This is a genomic window from Stenotrophomonas sp. 80084_Sma, assembly GCF_056481995.1.
The window spans coordinates 4,023,814-4,044,456 of the sequence record NZ_CM151177.1 but is presented as its reverse complement, the minus strand read 5'-3'; the positions used below and the strand labels follow the sequence as shown (position 1 = coordinate 4,044,456).

The 20,643-nt window shown below is 67.1% G+C and carries 19 protein-coding genes; 10 read left to right on the top strand and 9 right to left on the bottom strand.

Annotated elements, in window-relative coordinates; all coding sequences use genetic code 11:
- Window positions 1-100 precede the first annotated feature (100 nt).
- The gene (locus ACZK3W_RS18595) at window positions 101-1,006 is read left to right on the top strand and encodes a LysR family transcriptional regulator (protein WP_478450169.1); all 906 of its coding nucleotides are present in this window, start codon (window positions 101-103) and stop codon (window positions 1,004-1,006) included.
- A gap of 8 nt (window positions 1,007-1,014) precedes the next feature.
- Here ACZK3W_RS18595 and ACZK3W_RS18590 read toward each other — a convergent pair whose 3' ends face one another.
- Together ACZK3W_RS18590 and ACZK3W_RS18585 are read right to left on the bottom strand one after the other, a co-directional pair.
- Window positions 1,015-1,512 (bottom strand): Imm70 family immunity protein, encoded by a 498-nt coding sequence (locus ACZK3W_RS18590; protein WP_293797536.1) that lies wholly within the window; start codon window positions 1,510-1,512, stop codon window positions 1,015-1,017.
- A gap of 135 nt (window positions 1,513-1,647) precedes the next feature.
- Window positions 1,648-4,737: a TonB-dependent receptor domain-containing protein gene (locus ACZK3W_RS18585; RefSeq protein WP_478450168.1), complete on the bottom strand. Its 3,090-nt coding sequence runs from the start codon at window positions 4,735-4,737 to the stop codon at window positions 1,648-1,650.
- Between the two features lie 212 nt (window positions 4,738-4,949).
- Here ACZK3W_RS18585 and frmR point away from each other — a divergent pair, with 212 nt between their 5' ends.
- The 5 genes from frmR to ACZK3W_RS18560 all read left to right on the top strand — a co-directional run bounded on the left by frmR (window position 4,950) and on the right by ACZK3W_RS18560 (window position 9,296).
- The gene (gene frmR, locus ACZK3W_RS18580) at window positions 4,950-5,225 is read left to right on the top strand and encodes a formaldehyde-responsive transcriptional repressor FrmR (RefSeq protein WP_005411009.1); all 276 of its coding nucleotides are present in this window, start codon (window positions 4,950-4,952) and stop codon (window positions 5,223-5,225) included.
- 66 nt (window positions 5,226-5,291) lie between these two features.
- Complete coding sequence (locus tag ACZK3W_RS18575) at window positions 5,292-6,401, top strand: S-(hydroxymethyl)glutathione dehydrogenase/class III alcohol dehydrogenase (protein WP_012512082.1); 1,110 nt, start codon at window positions 5,292-5,294, stop codon at window positions 6,399-6,401.
- 8 nt (window positions 6,402-6,409) lie between these two features.
- Window positions 6,410-6,769 carry a YqcC family protein gene (locus ACZK3W_RS18570; protein ID WP_049421830.1) on the top strand — a complete coding sequence of 120 codons (360 nt, stop codon included), beginning with the start codon at window positions 6,410-6,412 and terminating at the stop codon, window positions 6,767-6,769.
- A gap of 63 nt (window positions 6,770-6,832) precedes the next feature.
- Window positions 6,833-7,663, top strand: a complete 831-nt coding sequence (gene fghA / locus ACZK3W_RS18565) for an S-formylglutathione hydrolase (protein ID WP_478450167.1) — start codon at window positions 6,833-6,835, stop codon at window positions 7,661-7,663.
- 187 nt (window positions 7,664-7,850) lie between these two features.
- Window positions 7,851-9,296, top strand: coding sequence for a GGDEF domain-containing protein (locus tag ACZK3W_RS18560; RefSeq protein WP_125895596.1), 1,446 nt, complete (start codon window positions 7,851-7,853; stop codon window positions 9,294-9,296).
- A 54-nt stretch (window positions 9,297-9,350) separates the two neighbouring features.
- On the opposite strand, the gene ACZK3W_RS18555 is transcribed toward ACZK3W_RS18560, so the two are convergent.
- Window positions 9,351-9,821 carry a hypothetical protein gene (locus ACZK3W_RS18555; protein ID WP_049400257.1) on the bottom strand — a complete coding sequence of 157 codons (471 nt, stop codon included), beginning with the start codon at window positions 9,819-9,821 and terminating at the stop codon, window positions 9,351-9,353.
- A 5-nt stretch (window positions 9,822-9,826) separates the two neighbouring features.
- Complete coding sequence (locus tag ACZK3W_RS18550; RefSeq protein WP_478450166.1) at window positions 9,827-10,273, bottom strand: universal stress protein; 447 nt, start codon at window positions 10,271-10,273, stop codon at window positions 9,827-9,829.
- A 141-nt stretch (window positions 10,274-10,414) separates the two neighbouring features.
- Here ACZK3W_RS18550 and ACZK3W_RS18545 point away from each other — a divergent pair, with 141 nt between their 5' ends.
- The 4 genes from ACZK3W_RS18545 (at window position 10,415) to ACZK3W_RS18530 (ending at window position 15,528) form a co-directional block, all read left to right on the top strand.
- Window positions 10,415-11,332 carry a LysR family transcriptional regulator gene (locus ACZK3W_RS18545; protein WP_032129879.1) on the top strand — a complete coding sequence of 306 codons (918 nt, stop codon included), beginning with the start codon at window positions 10,415-10,417 and terminating at the stop codon, window positions 11,330-11,332.
- 153 nt (window positions 11,333-11,485) lie between these two features.
- Window positions 11,486-13,015: an MFS transporter gene (locus ACZK3W_RS18540; RefSeq protein ID WP_032129878.1), complete on the top strand. Its 1,530-nt coding sequence runs from the start codon at window positions 11,486-11,488 to the stop codon at window positions 13,013-13,015.
- Between the two features lie 21 nt (window positions 13,016-13,036).
- Window positions 13,037-14,119, top strand: coding sequence for an HlyD family secretion protein (locus tag ACZK3W_RS18535; protein WP_006384446.1), 1,083 nt, complete (start codon window positions 13,037-13,039; stop codon window positions 14,117-14,119).
- On the top strand, window positions 14,116-15,528 hold the full coding sequence (locus ACZK3W_RS18530; RefSeq protein WP_125895595.1) for an efflux transporter outer membrane subunit: 1,413 nt from the start codon (window positions 14,116-14,118) through the stop codon (window positions 15,526-15,528). The genes ACZK3W_RS18535 and ACZK3W_RS18530 overlap by 4 nt, the downstream gene beginning before the upstream one ends.
- 216 nt (window positions 15,529-15,744) lie before the next feature.
- Here the strand turns inward: ACZK3W_RS18530 and ACZK3W_RS18525 are convergent, their stop codons facing one another.
- The 5 genes from ACZK3W_RS18525 to ACZK3W_RS18505 all read right to left on the bottom strand — a co-directional run bounded on the left by ACZK3W_RS18525 (window position 15,745) and on the right by ACZK3W_RS18505 (window position 20,522).
- Complete coding sequence (locus ACZK3W_RS18525) at window positions 15,745-16,083, bottom strand: hypothetical protein (RefSeq protein ID WP_032129876.1); 339 nt, start codon at window positions 16,081-16,083, stop codon at window positions 15,745-15,747.
- 77 nt (window positions 16,084-16,160) lie between these two features.
- Window positions 16,161-17,102: a DegV family protein gene (locus ACZK3W_RS18520; protein WP_032129875.1), complete on the bottom strand. Its 942-nt coding sequence runs from the start codon at window positions 17,100-17,102 to the stop codon at window positions 16,161-16,163.
- A gap of 95 nt (window positions 17,103-17,197) precedes the next feature.
- Complete coding sequence (locus tag ACZK3W_RS18515) at window positions 17,198-17,830, bottom strand: 2-hydroxychromene-2-carboxylate isomerase (protein WP_049421816.1); 633 nt, start codon at window positions 17,828-17,830, stop codon at window positions 17,198-17,200.
- A 20-nt stretch (window positions 17,831-17,850) separates the two neighbouring features.
- Window positions 17,851-19,113, bottom strand: a complete 1,263-nt coding sequence (locus tag ACZK3W_RS18510) for an amidohydrolase family protein (RefSeq protein ID WP_253143916.1) — start codon at window positions 19,111-19,113, stop codon at window positions 17,851-17,853.
- Window positions 19,113-20,522, bottom strand: a complete 1,410-nt coding sequence (locus ACZK3W_RS18505) for an amidohydrolase (protein ID WP_049462465.1) — start codon at window positions 20,520-20,522, stop codon at window positions 19,113-19,115. Before ACZK3W_RS18505 ends, ACZK3W_RS18510 begins: the two co-directional genes overlap by 1 nt.
- Window positions 20,523-20,643: the final 121 nt, after the last annotated feature.

Here is a 20,643-nt window from a genome sequence, read left to right as displayed (position 1 = left end):
CAGCGGCGCGATGCACACAGGATGGAGTTGACATGCGGGCGCATAAAGCGCTTCGATCTCCCTTGGTGGGGGACTATTTGTCCCCAATGGGGTGCGAACGATGCTGCCGCTGGAATCCTTGAATGGCCTGGTGACGTTCGTCACGACCGCACGCTCGGGCAGCTTCACCGAGGCGGCAGACGCGCTGGGCATCTCGCGCTCGGCGGTGGGCAAGGCCATCGCCCGGCTGGAAGCGCGGCTGGGGGTGCGCCTGTTCCATCGCACTACGCGGCGCATCGCACTGACCACTGATGGCGAGGCGTACTACGCCTCCTGTGCGGCGGCGCTGGAAGAAATCTCCGCGGCCGAGGCCTGTCTGGGTTCGGCGGGCCTGCCCAGCGGGCGGCTGCGCATTGACATGCCGTCCTCGTTCGGGCGGCTGGTGGTGCTGCCGGTGCTGCTGCGGTTGTGCCGCCAGTATCCGGACCTGCAGTTGACGATGACCTTCACCGATCACTTCGTCGATCCGGTCGAAGAGGGCATCGACCTGCTGATCCGTTTCGGTGGGCTGCACCAGGCCGAGCACCTGGTCGCGCGCCGGCTGGGGCGCCAGCGCCTGGTCACCTGCGCATCGCCGGCGTACCTGCAGGCGCATGGCGTGCCGCGCACGGTGCAGGAACTGGTGCAGCACCGCAGCATCGTCGGCTTCCGCCACGGGCAACCGATCTGGTGGCGGATCGGCAGCGAGGAGGACGAGGGAACGTTCATTCCCAGTGCGCCCTATCAACTCAATGATGGCGACGCGGTGATCGAAGCGGCCATCGCCGGCCTCGGCATCTGCCAGATGCCCATTTCACTGGTGCGCCGCCATCTTGATTCCGGCGTGCTGCAATCGGTGCTGGACGAACACATGCAGCGGCACATCGACATCCATGCGCTGTGGCCACCGACGCGTCACCTGCGGCCGAAGGTGCGCTACGTGGTGGATGAGCTGACCCGGTTGGCGGGTGAGGGCGTGTTTGACTGAGCTGGGTATCAGTAGTCGACGATCCGGGCGGACGTGTCTTCGCCTTCCTGGAGTGCTTCAAATACCTCAGCCAGAAGAGCAATCAGATCGCGTCCATGTGCGGTCACGAAGTAGGTCGCCAGGCTGTCGATGTCGGGAGCGATATCGTCTCCCCACGGTGGATGCTGGGTTCGATCCTCGAGCGACCAGATGACACGGGCTGGCGGCAGATCGGCCAGCTCACGTCGAACCATATGCAGTTCGGCCAGTGCGTCGGCAGCATCTGATTGCTGCAGTCTGCCGGCATATAGCTGCCTCATGAGGATAGGGAATCGGCTTCCCCATCCATCCGGTTCGAGATTCCCGGAGATGGTTGAGAAGAACGCGTACAGGAAGCTGGAACTTCCTATCTCATCGGTGATCTGTCCAAGCCGGATGCCGACTGTCATGCGCGTGAACCCCAATGACTCGCCGGAGCTGCAGGCAGAATGTAGGCGATCTTCTGGTGGTGCTTCATCGATTTTCATTCCGCGTGATGTTCCCTTGATGGTCGGCCCCGCTAGAGGGGGACGTCCATACGAAACATTGCAGAATCCAAGGGCGAACTGAAAAAAGGCGGGGCCCGTACACCGGGCCCCGCCTGTGGAAACGCTGCGCCAGGCCTACTTGAAGTTGTAGCGCAGGCTGGCCATGTAGCGACGGCCCAGTGCATCCAGTACATACGGGAACGGCCCGATGTCATCGCCCACGTTGATCACCGACAACGTCACGCGCGCGGCGTCGGTGATGCGGTAGGTGACGTTGGCGTCCCAGGTGGTCCAGCTGTCGCGGTAGAAGTACTGACGGCTTTCCGGGGTATCGGTCATCGTGTACTGGGCGCGGCTGGTGTAGTTGGAGGCCACGCCGTAGTTCCAGTTGCCGATGCGATGCTGGGCCGTCCAACGGAACTGGCGCTTGGGCTCGTTGAAGCTGCCCGCCTGTTCGACGAACGGCACGTCCCGGTTCGCGGCCTGGCCACGGTTCTTCGGCATGTAGCCGTAGAAGTCCAGGTCCAGTACGCCGAAGCGCGACAGGTCCCAACGGTAGCCGACTTCGGCGGTCCAGCCACGGAACATCAGCACCGGGCCGTTGCCATACTCGGTCTTGATGCTGGTAGCCACGCCGGTGTTCGGATCACGCGTCACCAGGCTGCAGAAGCGGTTGGCGTTGGGGACGTTGGCGGCGTTGAAGTCGGCAGTGTCGAAGCAACCGGTGATGATGTCGTTGGCGCTCAGCGACGTGATCACGTTGTTGATCTTGATGTCATACCAGTCGGCGGCGACGCGCAGGCCCGGGATCCATTCTGGGGCGAACACGATGCCGGCCGTCCACGACTTCGCCGTTTCGTTCTGCAGGCGGGTGCTGCCGTTGGTCGAACCCAGCGTATTGGTCGGCTGCTGGCGGAAAGTGTTCGGATCGGCACCCGGGTAGGCGGCGAAGAACGCCTGGCAGTTGCGGCGACGCACCGCCGGATTTGAGCCGCCGCTGATGTTGTCCAGCGAGCACACTTCCGGGATGTTGTAGTAGGCCGGCTGCTGGGTGGTGTAGAGCTCGGCGATGGAGGGCGCGCGTAGTGACTGGGTCTTGTTGCCGCGCAGCTGCAGGCCGGCGATCGGTTCGTACTGGATGCCGTAGGTGAACGCATTGAACGCGCCGGCGACGGAATTGTCGACGCGGCGGAACTTGGCGGTCAGGTCCAGGCGATGCAGGACCGGGATATCCCAGTCGGGATTGAACAGCGGTGCCAGCACTTCGGCGAACACTTCATTGGTGTGGTACTTGCCTTCCGCCGCCTGGGTCGGCACTGAACGGCCCTGGCCCAGGCGCTGGTACTCGCTGGGGGTGAAGGAGCCTTCTTCGCGGCGGTGTTCGAAGCCGGCCGCCGCGGACAGCTCGCCGCCGGGAAGATCGAACAGGCCGCCGGATACCGACGCATTGATGACGGTCTGGCGGGTCTGCGCCTTGGCCACGGTCCGGGTGGAGACATAGTCCAGGGCTTCGCGCGACGCCTGGTTCTCGCCGAACAGATTCAGCGGGCGGCAGTTCGCATCGGCCGTGGTGCCCGGGCGGGTGGCATCACAGATGATGCGCCCGCTGGCGTCGGTGGTGACGTTGATCGCATTGATGAAGTTCTGCTGGATCAGGCCGGTGCCGAGGTAGTCGAAGTCACCGCGGCCGTGGGTGACGCTGGCTTCCCAGTTGAAGCTGCGCTTTCCGACCTCGAAGAAGCCGTTCAGGCCGAGCACCGCACGGGTCAGGCGGGTTTCGGTGCTGGCGTTGTTCATCGACAGATCGCGCGAAGATCGCGACAGGCGGAACGAGGTGATGCCGTTGTCGGCGAGGATCTTGCGGGTTTCCGCACTGAGGAACGGATTGCTGGCGCTGAAGGTCAGTGCACCGCTGGCGGTACCGCCGCCGTCCAGGCGCGCATTGCCGAAGGACACCGCGTTGTAGACGTTCTGGTCGAGGGTTTCGCGGGCGGTCGCTTCGTATCGCGAAAGTTCGAAGAAACCGCGCACGTTGTCGGTGAAGTCGAAGCTGCCGGTGGAGAATACCGAGCGTCGTTCGAGGTCGGCGATCAGCGGCACCGTCTCGAACAGGTTCAGGCCGTCACCGCCGGAAGCGTTGCCGCCCGCGTAGCTGGTGCCGGGATTGAACTCGACCAGCTTGCCCTCGTTGTTGAACTGCCACAGTTTGTCTTTGTTCGGGCCGAAGCCAAGGATGTCGCCCAGGCCGTTGCGCGTGTAGCTGCCGGTTGCCGGCATCACCAGGCCACCGAAGGTCATGCTGGCAATGCGCCGGTTGCGGATCCAGACCTGGTCGGGGATACCATCGCGGGGCCCGGTGTTGAACGGAATGCTGCCGTCGATGCGGCCATCATTGGTCGGCCGGCGCAGGGGCTGGGCAGTGGCATTGGCCGCCGTGGGATTGGCCTGCAGGCTGTAGCCCTGGCGGTAGAAATCGCGTTGCAGCGCGTTCACCCCATCGGCGTTGTCCAGCTCGGCGGCAACCACGATGTGGCCACGGCCATCAGCGAAGTCGGTACCGAAGATGGCCGACCAGGAGTAGCGCTCGTTGTCGTTCTTGCTGGTCCTGCCGTAGCCCAGTTCGACTTCGGCACCCTCGAACCGGTCGCGCAGGATGATGTTGTTGACGCCGGAGATCGCATCCGAGCCATAGGTGGGGGCACCGCCAACGCTCAGGCTTTCAATGCGTTGCACCATGACGCTGGGAATGGCGTTCATGTCGACCTGGATGCCCGAGCCGCCGCCGGCTCCGAAGATGGTGGGCGGTGTAGAGGTGACGAAGCGGCGTCCATTGACCAGGGTCAGCAGGCGATTGCTGCCCAGCCCGAACTTGCTGGCGAAGTTGACGCCTGCACCGAAGCCGGCCTGGTCGCCGCGCGAACTGACGCCGGCACTGACCCCGGGAATCCGGGTCAGGGCATCGATGAGGTTGGTGTCGCCATAGTTCTCGATCGATTCACGGCTGACCACCGCGGCGGGCTCGAGCGTGTCGAAACCGGCGCGGTAGATGCGCGAGCCGGTGACGGTCATCCGGTCCAGCTGCACGGGGGTCTTGCTGCTGGCGGGCTCGGCCTTCTGTTCCTGCGTGGCGGCCTGCTGCGCCATGGCCGGTGCGGCGGCCACCAGCACCAATGCCGAACCCAGCGCGACAGACAAGCGACTGCGGGCGAACAACGGTCGGTACATGATTTCTCCCTGGTCACGCCAATGTGACTCAGGGGTAAACGCAGGGGCGAATGCGACACCCTACGTCATGAAAAAGTAACAAATGAATCTATTTATTGTTCATTCATATTCTGGGCTGATCTGTCCCTGGGGCATGCCTCGGCAGCACCAGATGGCTTCATTCGCCCCTCTGTGTATACTATCCCCCAGTATAGTTCCGAAGTGGCCCCGCCATGCCGCACTCCCCCGAAGAGAAGAAGAAGGTCCTGGCCCGCGTGCGCCGCATCCGCGGCCAGTGCGATGCGCTGGATCGCGCGCTGGAAGCCGGTGCCGACTGCGGGCCGGTGCTGCAGCAGATCGCCGCCATCCGTGGCGCGGTCAATGGCCTGATGTCCGAAGTGATGGAGGCCCATCTGCGCGAGGAGTTCGGGCAACCCGCTGCCTCAGACGAACAACGCGCCGAACGCGTGCGCGACATGAGCGCGTTGATCCGCTCGTACCTGAAATAAGCATCGGCGCCATATCGCGCCGATCGTCCTGCCATTCCCTTTCCGCCTGATCCTGGAGAAGCCACCATGAAGTCCCGTGCCGCCGTCGCCTTTGGTCCCGGCCAGCCGCTGCAGATCGTCGAGATCGACGTCGCCCCGCCGAAGAAGGGCGAGGTGCTGGTCAAGATCACCCACACCGGTGTCTGCCACACCGATGCCTTCACCCTGTCCGGCGATGATCCGGAAGGCCTGTTCCCGGTGGTGCTGGGCCATGAAGGCGCCGGCATCGTGGTGGAGGTCGGTGAGGGCGTGACCAGCGTCAAGCCCGGCGACCACGTGATTCCGCTGTACACCGCCGAGTGTGGCGAGTGCCTGTTCTGCAAGAGCGGCAAGACCAACCTGTGCGTGTCGGTGCGTGCCACCCAGGGCAAGGGCGTGATGCCCGACGGCACCAGCCGCTTCAGCTACAACGGCGAGCCGCTGTACCACTACATGGGTTGCTCGACCTTCAGCGAGTACACCGTGGTGGCCGAAGTCTCGCTGGCGAAGATCAATCCGGACGCGAACCCGGAGCACGTCTGCCTGCTCGGTTGTGGCGTCACCACCGGCATCGGCGCGGTGCACAACACCGCCAAGGTGCAGGAGGGCGACAGCGTGGCGGTGTTCGGCCTGGGTGGCATCGGCCTGGCGGTGATCCAGGGTGCGCGCCAGGCCAAGGCCGGCCGCATCATCGCGGTGGACACCAACCCGTCCAAGTTCGAACTGGCGCGCGAATTCGGCGCCACCGACTGCATCAACCCGAAGGACTACGACAAGCCGATCCAGCAGGTCATCGTCGAGATGACCACCTGGGGCGTGGACCACAGCTTCGAGTGCATCGGCAACGTCAACGTGATGCGCGCGGCGCTGGAATGCGCGCACCGTGGCTGGGGCCAGAGCGTGGTGATCGGCGTGGCCGGTTCGGGCCAGGAGATCTCCACCCGTCCGTTCCAGCTGGTGACCGGGCGCAAATGGATGGGCACTGCCTTCGGCGGCGTGAAGGGCCGCAGCCAGTTGCCGGGCATGGTGGAGGACGCGATGAAGGGCGATATCGAACTGGCACCGTTCGTCACCCACACCATGGACCTGGACAAGATCAACGAAGCCTTCGACCTGATGCACGAAGGCAAGTCGATCCGTTCGGTGGTCCACTACTGAGCCGCGTCATGGGCTGGCTGGATGCTCTGCGCCGGCCGCGTGCGGAAGACCCGCGCGCGGCCCTGGTGGCTCCGATCGAGCAGGCGTTGCGTGCGCTGGGCTGGGTAGTGGGGGAGGTGGGGCCACCGCGTGCGGTGACCTCGGCCTTCGGCAGCGACGATGGCATGCCGTTCGAGCAGTGGCTTGCGCAGGTATTCCTGCCGCGCCTTCATGAGGCGCGCGCAGCCGGACAGTGGCCGCCGCGCAGCGATGTGGCCGTGGCGGCCTGGCGCAATCTTGATGGCCAGCCTGGCGTCGAATCGTTGCTGCGCCTGCTGGCGCAGCTGGATGAACGGATCAACAAAGGCATCCACGCCGCGCGTGGATAAGCCGACCAAGGTCGGCATCTACCAGAAGCACGCGTGCGCTGACGCGCCGCGCAGGAGAGCACCATGGAACGCATTGAACACCGCGCCTGTTTCGGCGGATGGCAGGACGTCTACCGCCATCATTCCACCACGCTGGGCTGCGACATGCAGTTCGCCGTGTACCTGCCGCCGCAGGCGGAAACGCAGAAATTGCCGGTGCTTTACTGGCTGAGCGGGCTGACCTGCACCGAGCAGAACGTCATCACCAAGGCGGGCGCGCAGCGCTACGCGGCCGAGCATGGCGTGATCATCGTCGCGCCCGATACCAGCCCACGCGGCGATGACGTGGCCGATGCCGAGGGCTATGACCTGGGCAAGGGGGCGGGGTTCTACCTCAATGCCACCCGTGCACCGTGGGCGAAGCACTACCGCATGCACGACTACGTGGCGCAGGAACTGCCGGCACTGATCGAGGCGAATTTCCCGGTCACCGATGCGCGCGGCATCAGCGGCCACTCGATGGGCGGTCACGGTGCGCTGGTGATCGCGCTGCGCAACGCGGGGCGCTACCGCAGCGTGTCGGCGTTCTCGCCGATCGTTGCGCCCAGCCACGTGCCGTGGGGGCAGAAGGCCTTCCACGCCTACCTGGGCGACAACCCGGCGGACTGGGCGCAGTGGGATGCCAGCGAACTGGTCGCCGTGGCCACTGAGCGCCTGCCGTTGCTGGTCGACCAGGGCCAGGCGGACGAATTCCTGCAGACCCAGCTGCAACCGCAGCGCCTGCAGCAGGCCTGTGATGCCGCCGGCCATCCGCTGACCCTGCGCCTGCAGCCGGGCTACGACCACAGCTACTACTTCATCGCCAGTTTCATCGGCGAGCACATCGCCCACCACGCCCGCGCCCTGCACGGCTGACGGCTTTCCGGTAGTGCCGGCCGCTGGCCGGCAACCTGCAGCCCTGTGATTCCCCGGGATTGCCGGCCAGCGGCCGGCACTCCCATGGCGGGGCACGCGAAGTGTCGTATTTGCTGTATTGGATCACGTGGCCGTGGCGCGAGCGGGGCTATCGTGCGCCCATACGGCCTTGCGGATCGGGGGATGCATGCCGGTAGTGCTGGCGCTGCTGTATGTGCTCTGCCACGGCCTGGTCGTGGCCCTGTGGTCGGGTCCGGCCGGTGCGGGTTCCTTCGGGTTCCTCACGGGTGCCCCGTTGCTGGCGGCGGCGGCCTGCCTGTGGCGGGCGCGCCGCGACCGTGCCGCGCTCGGCTGGCGCGCCACCGCCCTGGCGCTGCTGCTCTGGGCGGGTGGCATGGCCGTCAACATGATCGATGCGCTCGGTGCCGGCCGTGCCGATGTCACGCCGCAGGCCAGCCTGTTCCTGTATGTGCTGTACGGCGTGCCGCTGGTGTTCATCCTGGCCCGTGCACGCCGCGAGCGGCTGAGCATCAGCCTGATCGACGCGGCGATGGCCGCGTTGCTGGGCGTGCTGTTCTTCGTGCATGCGCAGTCGTTCGCCGCGCGCGTCGACATCGACGACCACGCGTTGTCCAACATGCAGCGCATGTTCGATATCCAGAATCTGTGCATTGCCGGGTTTGCGGTGGTGCGCTGGCTGGTGGGAGACGTTCCGGAGCGGCGCAACTTCTTCCGCGCGCTGGCGATCTACGCGGTGGGCTACCTGATGGTGGCGTACTACATCAACCACTACACCTCGGAACAGTCCTTCGGTGCCTACAACGATCTGCTGATCGACCTGCCGTTCCTGCTGCTGGCGTTGCTGGCGATGAGCCAGGCGCCTGCGCCGACGTTCGTGATGCACCCGAGGCTGGGCAGAACGGTGCAGGCGGCGGGGCCGATGATCCTGCCATTGCTGCTGCTGGTGGTCGGTACCCTGGTGGTTGATCATGCGCGGCCGCTGGCGGTCACTGGCTTCGTGGTGGCAACGCTGGGCTTCGGCGTGCGCAGCATCCTGTTGCAGGTGGACCTGATGGAACGGCAGGCATCGCTGGACCAGCTCGCTCGGCAGGATGGCCTGACCGGTGTGGCCAACCGGCGTGAGTTCGATGCACTGCTGCTGGCGGAATGGAACCGTGCGCGGCGCAGCGGCACCGAGCTGGGCCTGCTGCTGGTGGATATCGACCACTTCAAGGCCTTCAACGACCGCCACGGACATCCGGCCGGGGACCGCTGCCTGCAGGCCGTGGCCACGGTCCTGAAGATCAGTGCCGGCCGTGCCGGTGACAGTGTTGCCCGTTACGGCGGCGAGGAATTTGCGGTGATCGTGCCCGGAAGCCCGCTGTCGGGCGTGCTGGCGCTGGCCGAGCGCCTGCGTGAGGCGGTGGCGGCGCTGCCACTGCCGGAAGGGTCGGTCAGTATCAGCATCGGCGTGGGCTACCTGCACCCGCCGGCTCTGGCCAGCGCGGATCAGTTGCTGGCGGATGCCGATGCCGGCCTGTACGCCGCCAAGCGTGCCGGTCGCAACCAGGTGATCCTGCATGCGCACGTGCTCGACGACGAAGGCAGTGCGCACGGCAGGATGGATTGCTGAGCGCGCCGGGTGCCCGGTCCCCGTGCGTGATTACGCACGGGCGGCGCGGCCGGGTCAGCGCTGCCGCAACCAGCCAGTGGGATCGAGCAGCCTCAGCCCGACCGGTGACAAAGAGCGCTGGCGCAACGGCAGGTTTGCCGCCTGCACGGCCATCGCACAGCGCGCCAGCTGCTGGCGCAACGGTGCCAGCGTGTCATCTTCGCGCGGGCGTGCATGCCGCCACTGGGCGATGCGCAGCAGGCAGACCAGCAGGTCCAGTTCGCTGGCCGCGATGAACGGTGAGCCAGCGGGCAGCAGGTCGATCGGGGCGGTGGGCGTGGCCAGCAGCGGCAGCAGGCCGACGAACGCGTCGCAGCCTTCGGGATCAATACCGAGGCTGCTCAGCTGGGCGAGTCCATCGGCCTGTTGATCAGGATCGTGCAGCTGGCGTATCGCCGCCAGCAGTGCCTGTTCGCCGCGGCCGAACTGGCGGCCGAAGGCGCGGTAGTTGACGCGGGTGGGAAACAACGGGGAACGGGAGGCCATGGTTGCTAGGGTTGTGGGTCGCGGGTTTCCACCAGCACGGGACAGGGCGCGTGGTCGATGGTCCATTGCCCGATCGAGGGTTCGAACAGGCGTTCCAGGCGGGACAGGTGGCGGTGGCCGATGACGATCAGGTCGCACTTCAGGCGCCGGGCCTGCTCGCTGATCACTTCGCCCGGGTCACCCGAGGGAATCTGCGCGATGGCGTCGACGCCGCGCTCGCGCAGCTCGGCCAGGGCTTCGGCCAGCACCGCTTCGGCCCGCGAGCGCTGGCGGGCGGCTTCCGGGTACTCGATGCGGTCGGCTTCGCTGGCATCGGCCGCCAGCGCGAATTCGGGGTCGAGCACGCACAGCAGGTGCAGGCGGCTGTGGGGGCCGGTGATGGCTGCGGCCAGGTCCAGCACGCGTGCGTGCTGGGGGCCACCGTCCAGGGCGACCAGCAGGGTATTGAACATGGATGTCTCCTTGGCAGGCCGGGGATGGTCGCCGATGTCACTGCGCGCACCCATGCCGTGCGCGGCAGTCAATGAATGCGTAAAACGCAATCGACTGTGGTTACAAGTGTCGTAGAGTCATCTGATTTACTGGAGACTGTCATGCCCCTGCCGGACCTGAACCTGTTGCTGGCACTGGACGTGCTGATTGACGAATGCAGCGTGGCCGCCGCCGCGCGGCGGATGAACCTGAGCGCGCCGGCGATGAGCCGTACCCTGGGCCGGATCCGCACCGCGCTGGGCGACCCGGTGCTGGTGCGTGCCGGCCGCGGTCTGGCCCCCACGCCCCGCGCGCTGCAGTTGCGTGAGCAGGTCCGCGATGTGATCGAGCAGGCCCACCGTGTGTTCAACGCCGGTCGCGAGATCGACCTGCGCACCCTGGAGCGCACCTTCAATGTCCGCGCCAATGATGTCTTCATCGGTGGATTCGGCGGACGCCTGCGTGAACTGTTCCGCCAGCAGGCGCCGCGCGCGGTGCTGCGCTTCGTGCCCGAGGGCGATACCGACGACGACGCGATGGCGCAGGGCCGGATCGACCTGTACATCAGCACCGCCGGCAAGCACGCGCCCGATACCAAGGTGCAGAACCTGTTCAGTACCTCGTTCATGGGCGCCGCGCGCGAAGATCATCCGTTGTTCGATGAGGAGATCAGCGCCGAGCGTTTTGCTGCCTGCGACCACATCGCGGTGTCGCGGCGGGGGCTGCCGCGTGGCCCGATCGATGACGACCTGGCCACGCTGGGCCTGCAGCGGCGGGTGGCGCTGATCAGCCCGACCTTCCACGGCGCGATCTTCGCGGCCGCCGAGTCGGACCTGATCCTGCCGCAGATGCCGAGCGTGATGCTGGAGCGGATCGTCAGCATGCGCCTGCCGCTGCGCCTGTTCCCGCTGCCGATCCCGGTGCGCACCGCCGCCATCGTCCAGGCCTGGCACCCGCGGCTGGACAACGATGCTGCGCACCAGTGGCTGCGGCGCTCGATCAAGACCATGTGCGAAAGCGCAGGGGAGGCTCCGCGCTGACACTTTCATGCGTGCGCGTGACGCACGCCTGGGATGCGGGCTGCGCCATTTTTCGCAGGGTACCAGCTCCCTAGACTGCGCTCCCCGGAGTTTCACTGAGCGCATTCCAATGACCCCCAACATGCCGTGCACTGCACGGATCGGTGCCCGGCGATGAGTACGCCGGCCGCCGCTGTCCCGGCCGCTGCTGCGCCCCGTCCTGCCGCCGCCCCCGGGCTCGACCGCCGCGTTCTGGTCGGCCTGTGTGGCGTGCTGCTGGCGGTGCTGGTGTCGGGCTTCAACGAGAACATCACCAAGGTCGCCCTGGCCGACATCCGCGGTGCGATGGGTTTCAGCGTCGATGACGGCAGCTGGATCGTCGCCCTCTACAGCGCGATGTCGGTCAGCGCGATGGCCTTCGCCCCGTGGTGTGCCGCCACCTTCTCGCTGCGCCGCTTCGCGCTGGCGATGATCGGTGGCTTCATGGTGCTGGGCGTGCTCTGCCCGCTTGCCCCGAACCTGCAGGTGTTCCTGCTGCTGCGCGCGCTGCAGGGGCTGTGTGGTGGTGCGCTGCCGCCGCTGCTGATGAGCGTGGCACTGCGCTTCCTGCCGCCGGGCATCAAGCTGTATGGCCTGGCGGGTTACGCGTTGACCGCTACCTTCGGCCCGAGCATGGGCACGCCGCTGGCCGCGTTCTGGGTCGAGCAGGTGGGCTGGCACTGGGCGTTCTGGCAGATCGTGCCGTACTGCCTGGCTGCCATGGCGATGGTCAGCTGGGGCCTGCCGCAGGACCCGCTGCGGCTGGAGCGTTTTGCCCAGTTCGATGGCGTGGGCCTGGCGCTGGGCCTGCCGGCGCTGGTGCTGCTGGTGCTGGGCCTGGTGCAGGGCCCGCGCCTGAACTGGTTCGACTCGCCGATGATCACCCTGATGATCGGTGGCGGCGCCGGCCTGATGGTGCTGTTCATGATCAATGAATGGTTCCACCCGCTGCCGTTCTTCAAGCTGCAGCTGCTGGCCAACCGCAACCTCAGCTACTCGCTGGTGACGCTGGGCGGCGTGCTGTTCGTGCTGCTGGCAGTGATCTCGATTCCCTCCGGTTTCCTGGCCAGCGTGCAGGGCTACCGGCCATTGCAGACCGCACCGATGCTGCTGTGGGTGGCGCTGCCACAGGTGATCGCACTGCCGTTGGTGGCGGCGTTGTTGAACATCCGCGCAGTGGATTGCCGCTGGGTGCAGGCCACCGGCCTGGCGATGCTGGCGCTGGCCTGCTGGCTGGGCTCGCACCTGGATGTGGCCTGGATCCGCGACAACTTCCTGTGGGTACAGCTGCTGCAGGTATTCGCCCAGCCGATGGCGGTGTTGCCGCTGCTGATGCTGGCCACTGGCGGGCTGGCACCGCAGGACGGTCCGTTCGCCTCGGCGTGGTTCAACACGGTCAAGGGCTTTGCTGCCGTGCTCGCCAGCGGCGTGCTGGATGCCGTCGCCCAGGGCCGCCGTCATTTCCATTCCACCGTGCTGGTCGACCGCCTTGGCGAGCAGCCGTGGCTGGCCGAGGGCCCGCAGCTGGGCGCGCGCCTGCATGCGCAGGTGCAGGCGCTGACCTCGGCCGACCTGTACTGGGTGGTCGCGCTGGTGGCGCTGGCCTTCATTCCCCTCATTGCCTGGATGCCCACCCGCATCCATCCGCCACGTGCCGTGGCCTGAACCTTTCGCAGGAACCCCCTCATGACGATCAATCGAACCACTCTCAATACCGGCCTGGGCCTGGGCGTGCTGGCCCTGGCCATCGGTGCCTGGCTGCTGCTGCGCGACGGCGGTCACCAGACCACCAACAATGCCTATGTCGTTGCCGACTACACGCTGGTCGCGCCGAAGATTCCCGGCTTCGTCAGTGCCGTGGAAGTAGAGGACAACCAGTCGGTGAAGGCGGGCGACGTGCTTGCCCGCATCGACGACCGCGACTACCAGGTGGCCCTGCAGGCGGCCCGTGCCGACCTCGCCAACGCCCGTGCACAGCTGGCCAACGCGCAGGCCGCACTGGCCCAGCAGGACTCGCTGATTGAACAGGCCAGGGCCAGTGTCGATGTCAGCCGCTCCGAACTGACCCTGGCCAGCGCCGACCAGCAGCGTTACCGCGAACTGGCCCGTGACGGCGCCGGCACCGTGCAGAACGCACAGCAGGCGCAGTCGAAGCAGGCCGTGGCCAGTGCGCATCTGCAGCAGGGCCAGGCCGCGCTGTCGACCGCACGCCAGCGCACCGACATCCTCAGCGCTGGCGTGCAGGCCGCGCAGGCGGCGGTACAGCGTGCAGAAGCGGCGCAGGCGCGTGCCGAACTGGACCTGTCGCACACCGTGCTGCGCGCGCCGATCGACGGCATGGTCGGCCGTCGTGCGGTACGCGTGGGCGCCTACCTGACCCCGGGTACGCCGGTGGCTGCGGTGGTACCGCTGAAGCGCGCCTTCGTGGTCGCCAACTTCCAGGAAACGCAGATGACCCGCATGCAGGCCGGCCAACAGGTCGAGCTGAAGGTGGACGTGTTCCCGGGCAAGCCGCTGCGCGGGCACATCGACAGCATCGCACCGGCCACCGGCGTCACCTTCGCCGCCGTCGCACCGGAAAACGCCACCGGCAACTTCACCAAGGTGGTGCAGCGCATTCCCGTCAAGATCGTGCTGGAACCCGGCCAGCCACTGCTGGACCAGCTGCGTGCCGGCATGTCGGTGGAAGCCAGTGTTGACCTGGGCAGCCGCGCCCGCGCGCAGAGCGTGCAGCACAGTCCGGGCCACAAGAGCGGGGAGGGTGCATGAGCGCAGTCACCCTGTTCCGCACCTTCGTTGCGGCCAGCCTGTGCACGGCCCTGGCTGCTTGCACGATGGGTCCGGACTTCGTACGCCCGCAGGCGGAACTGCCCAGCCACTGGCAGGGTGAGGCGGTCGCCGGCAACGCCATCGACCAGGACGCGGCCTGGTGGGCCGGCTTCGACGATCCACTGCTGGGGCAGCTTGCCGGCCAGGTGCTCGCGGCCAACCTGGACCTGCAGCTGGCCGCCAACCGCGTGCAGCAGAGCCGCGCCGCACGTGGCATCACCGCCGCCGATCGCCTGCCCAGCGTCAGCGCGAGCGCCAGTGGCGTGCGTGCACGCAACAGCGAGGTGGGCCTGAATGATCCGTCCGGCAACGGCGGCCGTGATGACTACGGGCTGTTCCAGGCCGGCATCGGCCTGAGCTGGGAACTGGATCTGTGGGGGCGTGTGCGCCGCCAGGTGGAAGCGGCCGACGCACGCGTGCAGATGGCCGAGGAGGATGCACACGCGGTGCGCATCGCGCTGCTGGCGGAAACCGCGCGTGATTACCTGCAGCTGCGCGCGACGCGGCAGCTGCTGGCGATCACCGAGGACAACCTCAGCATCGCCCTCGACATGAAGCGCCTGACCGAGGCACGCCAGCAACAGGGCGTGGCCAGCACGCTGCAGGTGTCCAGCGCGTCCGCGCAGGTGGCATCGCTGCAGGCACGCATCGCGCCGCTGCGGCATCGCGAATCGCAGCTGCGCAATGCGCTGGCGTTCCTGTTGGCGCAGCCGCCGCAGGCGCTGGACGCGCAGCTGCAGGATGCACGCCGTGACTGGCCGGCGTTGCCGGCGGTGGCGGTGGGGCTGCCCAGTGAACTGGCCGAGCGTCGCCCGGACATCCGTCGTGCCGAAGCGGCACTGCATGCGGCAACGGCCGGCATCGGCGTGGCCAAGGCCAGTTTCCTGCCGCGCATCACCTTGAATGGCGACGCTGGGTTCCAGGCCAAGCAGCTGGATGATCTGGATGGCTGGAACGCGCACCGCTTCAGCATCGGGCCGTCCATCAGCGTACCGATCTTCCAGGGCGGGCGGCTGAAGGCCAACCTCGCGCTGAGCAGGCTGCAGCAGCAACAGTCGGCGCTGCAGTTCCGCCGTACCGTGCTGCAGGCCTGGCACGAAGTGGACGACGCCATCGATGGCTATGCCGCCGAGCAGCAGCGCACGGTGCAGCTGCATGTGGCGGTGGACGAGAGCGAGAGCGCACTGGGCGCGGCGCGCCGGCAGTACCAGGCTGGCGTGGTCGACATGCTGGATGTGCTGACCACCCAGCGCATCGCGCTGGACAACCAGGCTGCGCTGGCCAACAGCCAGGCCACGGCTGCGATCGCGCGGGTGGAGCTGTACCGCGCGCTGGGCGGTGGTTGGTAGGGAAATGGAACCGCCGGGCCATGCCCGGCGGTTCGTCGGTAGTTGCCAACCTTGGTTGGCGATTTTCCCGGAAGCGCCAACCAAGGTTGGCGTCGACCAGAGCACGGCCTTGGGCGGGGGCTGGTAGGAAATCGTCGGGGTAGTGCCGGCCGCTGGCCGGCACCTCCATCGATGTTGCGGTTGCCGGCCAGCGGCCGGCACTACCAGGGCATGGCCTCAACGCACGTCGCGCAGTTCCCAATGGTGGCCTGCCAGAAGGCGCAGGCGCTGCTTGAACACGTCACTGTCGATGCGGGTGGTGGCCACCAGGTTGATGCGCAGGTCCTTCTGCTCGCCGGTCACGGTGGCATCCGGGTCGGTCACGCCCCACTGCGGTTCCACCGCGTCCGGGTCAGGCTGCTTGGCCTTCCAGCGCTCGAACAGGCTGCCATTGCGCAGCGCATCCTGCAGCTCTTCGGCGAAACCGGCGGCGCCCTGCGAATGGAAGGACAGGTCAGGGTCATTGCCGCGGGCCTTGGACGGGTCGGGCAGGCTGATGTGGTACTGCGCAGGCATGGAGTTCTCCTTGAAGTGCGGGAAGACTGGCACAACCGCGGTGGAATCGATGTGCAGATCCGCGCCGCGTCGGGGCCTCACTCGAACCGATGCGGCCCATCGGCGAAGCCCACGGTGACTGCGCCCTTGCCGACGTTGACCATGCCGGTCAGGCTCATCACCGATTCGTACACGGTCACGCCATGGGTGGCGCAGACCTCTTTCAGCTGTGCATAGCCGGGCAGGGTGCGCAGCTCTTCCAGCTCACCGCCGTAGCTGACGCACACCGTCGGTGTCATCAGCCCGGCGCGTACGCGCTGGCCAACTACCGCGAACAACTTCTGCACGGCGTTGTCGAAGCCCTTGATCTTGGCCACCGGTCCGGTCTCGCCGCGGTAACCGTGCAGCACCGGCTTGATGTCCAGCGCACTGCCCAGTGCGGCGCTGAGCAGGCCGACACTGCGGTCGCCCTTGTGCCGCGCACGCGCGCGCATGTAGTACAGGTCACGGGTGACCATGTAGCCGTGCACGTTGCTGGCCAGCTCCTCCAGCCGCTCGCGGATCTGCTGCACGCTGGCGTTGCTGTCGCGCAGGCGCACCGCTTCCACTGCGGTCACCGCCTGCGCGGCGAACAGGTTCTGGGTGTCGAGCACGCGGAGCGCGAACGGCGAGTTGTAGCCCGCTGCCTGCCGCACCGGCTTGTAGTCGTTGAGGATGGCGAAACTGGCCTGCAGCGCGTTGTCATGGATCGGGCTGCGGGTCTTGGTGATGGTCATGCAGAACACGTGGTCGTAATCGATCACCAGCTGCTGCAGGAACAGGTCGCGGATCTGGTTGACGCTGAAGGGGATGGTTTCCGCTTCAGCACCGTGTTCGGCCACGTGCGCGTGCAGAAAGCTCAGTGTGGCCTGTTCATCGCGATGATCGGCCAGCACCGCTTCGCCGATGCGTACGGTGATCGGCAGCAGCACGATGTTGTGGGTGGCGATGAAGTCCGGCGGCAGGTCGCAGGCCGAGTCGACGACGATTCCGATGCGCATCCGCGGCTCCCCCTCCAGGGCGGTTGTAGGTTCGGAAACGTGAAATCTATCTCAAATCCCAGCCAGGCGCGCGAGGGAAACGCGCCACGCCCTGTTCAGCGACTGCGCTGCACCGCCACCGGCAGGGTGGCCAGGCGCAGCCATTCGGGCTGCCGCAGCAGGCCCGGATCGGCCAGCACCGCCGCCATCAGAGGGTGCGCGTCGTTGCCCCAGAACAGCTCCTCATCGATAGCCAGGGTCGGCACACCGAACACCCCGGCGCCAATTGCGGCCTCGGTGTTACGGCGCAGCTGCTCCTTCACCGCCGGGTCGGCGATGGCGCTGGCGACATCGTCAATACCCAGCTGTGCGGCCGGTTCGCGCAGGGCGTCAGGGCTGTCGGCCGCGTTGCCGTCGCGCCAGATCCAGTCGAACAGGACGTCCACCGCCTGCACGCTGGCACCGGCGGCCAGGCACAGGCGCAGGGCGGGCAGCGGGTTGAACGGATGGCCGGGCGGGAATCGCAGCGGTGTGCCCTCGGCCTGCGCGGTCCACAACAGCTGGCGGTAGATGAAGCGGCGCTTGGCCGGAATCTCGGCCGGCCCTAGGTTGCCCAGGTGATGCAGCACCGCACCGAAGGCAATTGGCACGGTCTGGATCTGCGCGAACTGCGGCAGCTGCTTCAGCTTCTGCCAGTGCAGGTAGGAGTAGGGCGAGATGAGGTCGAAGTACCAGCGCAGTGTCGCCATCGGTGTGTCCTCGTGTGCGGTCAGGGCTGCGCGTTGCGCTGCAGGTAGCGGTCACGCAGTTCGGTCTGGCGTGAGCGCATCGGCATCGCACGGCCGCCCAGCCAGACCTGCTCGGCATAGTGCGCCACGTCCAGCGGATCGCCCTCCCACAGCACCAGGTCGGCGCGCTTGCCGGGTTCGATGCTGCCGATCTGGTCGGCCACCCCGAACGCCTGTGCAGGCACCCGGGTCAGCCCAGCCAGGCCATCGATCCACGGCAGGCCGTTGGCCACCGCGTTGCCGGCCAGCTGGCGCATCTTGCGCGCGTTGTGGGTGGCGTCGCCGCGCTGCACGAACGACACCGGCACGCCGGCACGCTGCAGGCGCGCGGCGTTTTCCAGGGTGGCGCCGATCTGGTCGAAGCTGGCCGGCAGGTTGGCCAGCACGTCAACGAACACCGGCACCTGTGCGGCGGCCAGCTCCGGCGCGACCTGCCAGGCTTCGCTGGCACCGGCGATGGCGATCTTCACCTTTTCGCGGGTGGCCCAGCGCAGCAGCTGGCGGATATCGGCGGCGCGATCCACCTCCACCACGATGCGGCCCTGGCCGGCCAGGTAGCGACTGAGCGTGCGGCGTCCGGCTGGCGTCAGCAGCGCGTGCGGCGAGTCCGCAGCCACCTGTCCGCGTGCTTCGTCGATCATCTGCTGCAACAGCATCCATTGCGCGGCGCGCGAATGCCCGGTCAGTTCGGAGGCTGCCGCGCCGATGCGCAGGAACAGGGCACGCGGGCCGATCGGATCGGTGCTGCCATCGAGCCGCATCACGCCGCCCTGGCCGGCCACGAAACCACCGCCGGTGGCAGCGCCCAGCGCGGTGAAGCCGATGCCTTCCAGGCGCGTGACCGGAATCAGCACTGAGGCCGGGTTGTAGGCGAGGGTGACGTCGAATTCCGGCCGCAGTGGCTGCTCACCGAGCTTCAGCGAACTGTCCACCGTGCTCGATTCACCGGAAACTTCTTCGATACCGGTCTCGGTGATGCCACCGAACAGTGCCGGTGTCAGGGGACGGCCATTGGCCTCGACCACGCTGGCGCCGGCCGGCGCCGACAGGCCGTTGCCCACCGCGCGGATGATGCCGCCCTGCACCAGCACATCGGCGTTCTGCAGGCTGCCACGCGTGCTGGCCGTATGCACGGTCGCGTTGCGCACCAGCAGGTCCTGCGCCGAGGCTGCGGTTGTCATCAACAACAGCGCAACCAAGGTAGCGCCGGGCCATGCCCGGCGACGCTTGTTCAACACGCCCATCAGCGCACCTCCTGGCCAAGCTGGAAATCGGAACGCGGCGTCGCTGCCGGTGCACTGCGGTCGTACAACCTGCGGCCATCAATGAAGACCTGCTCGGCCAGCGCGTACGAGCTGAAGGGATTGCCGTTCCAGACCACCACATCGGCCATCTTGCCGGCCTCCAGGGTGCCGGTCTGGCCTTCAATGCCCAGTGCCTTGGCGGCGTTGGCGGTCATCCAGGTGATGGCGTGTTCGGGCGTGATCTCCGGCATGCGCGCGCGGCGCGCGGACGCCATCACCTTGGCCGCTTCCTGGTTCAGGCGCTGGATGCCTTCGGGTGAGTCGGAGTGGACGATGGCGCAGCTGTTCTTCGGCCGGTCGACCAGCGCGATGTTCTCCGGGATACCGTCGAAGGCTTCCATCTTGAAGCCCCACCAGTCGGCCCACAGCGCACCGCAGACGCCGTCGGCGGCCAGCCGGTCGGCCAGCTTGTAGGCCTCCACGCCGTGGTGGAAGGCGGCTACCTTGAAGCCGAATTCCTTGGCCAGATCGAGCATGGTGGCCATCTCGTCGGCGCGGTAGCAGTGGATGTGCACGCGGATGTCGCCTTCGATCGCACCGGCCAGCGTGTCCAGCTTGAGATCGCGCTTGCCGCCGGCATCACCGGCGCTGTCGCCCTTGTCGCTGCCGAACCAACCCTTGCGCTTGGCCGGCTTCGGCTTGTTCTTGGCGATGTAGTCGGCGGCATCGATGAAGGCGGCGCGGTAGCCGGCCACGTTGCCCATGCGCGTGGCTGGGGTCACGCCCTTGCCTTCGCCATAGACGCGCTTGGGGTTCTCGCCGCAGGCCATCTTCAGGCCCCACGGTGCACCGGGGAACTTCATCGCCTGGTAGGTCACCGCGGGTACGTTCTTGAGGGTCACGCCGCGGCCACCCACCAGGTTGGCCGAGCCCGGCAGCACCTGCATGCTGGTCACACCGCCGGCCAGTGCGGTGGCGAAGCCCGGGTCCTGCGGCCACACCGAGTGCTCGGCCCAGACGTTGGCGGTGACCGGTGCGGTCATCTCGTTGCCGTCGCTGTGCGCGCCGACGCCGGGGCTGGGGTACACGCCCAGGTGCGAGTGCACGTCGATCAGGCCAGGGGTGACCCACTTGCCCTGCGCATCGATGCGGGTGACACCGGCATCGGCCTGCAGCTGGCGGCCAACGGCGACGATGCGGCCTTCGCGCAGCAGCACGTCGGCATTGTCCAGGCGCTGGCCGGTGCCGGTCAGCACGGTGGCGTTCTGGATCAGCACCGGCGCATCGGGATGCGCCTGGTAGGTGCTGGGGTAGGGATCGGCGACGAAGCGCGAGGCGCCCACCGCCGGAGCCGTGCTCAATGAAAGCAGTGCCAGGGCTACCCCGGCGCGCAACAACGTCGATGCCATGCAGTTCCCCTTGCAGCTGGTCCAACCGTCGACGCTAGCCCGGAGGCGGCGGGCTTGCCAAGTGACCTTCTTCACAGGCCTGTCGACGGTGGCTCGACGGCACCGGCCGGGTGGCTGAAAA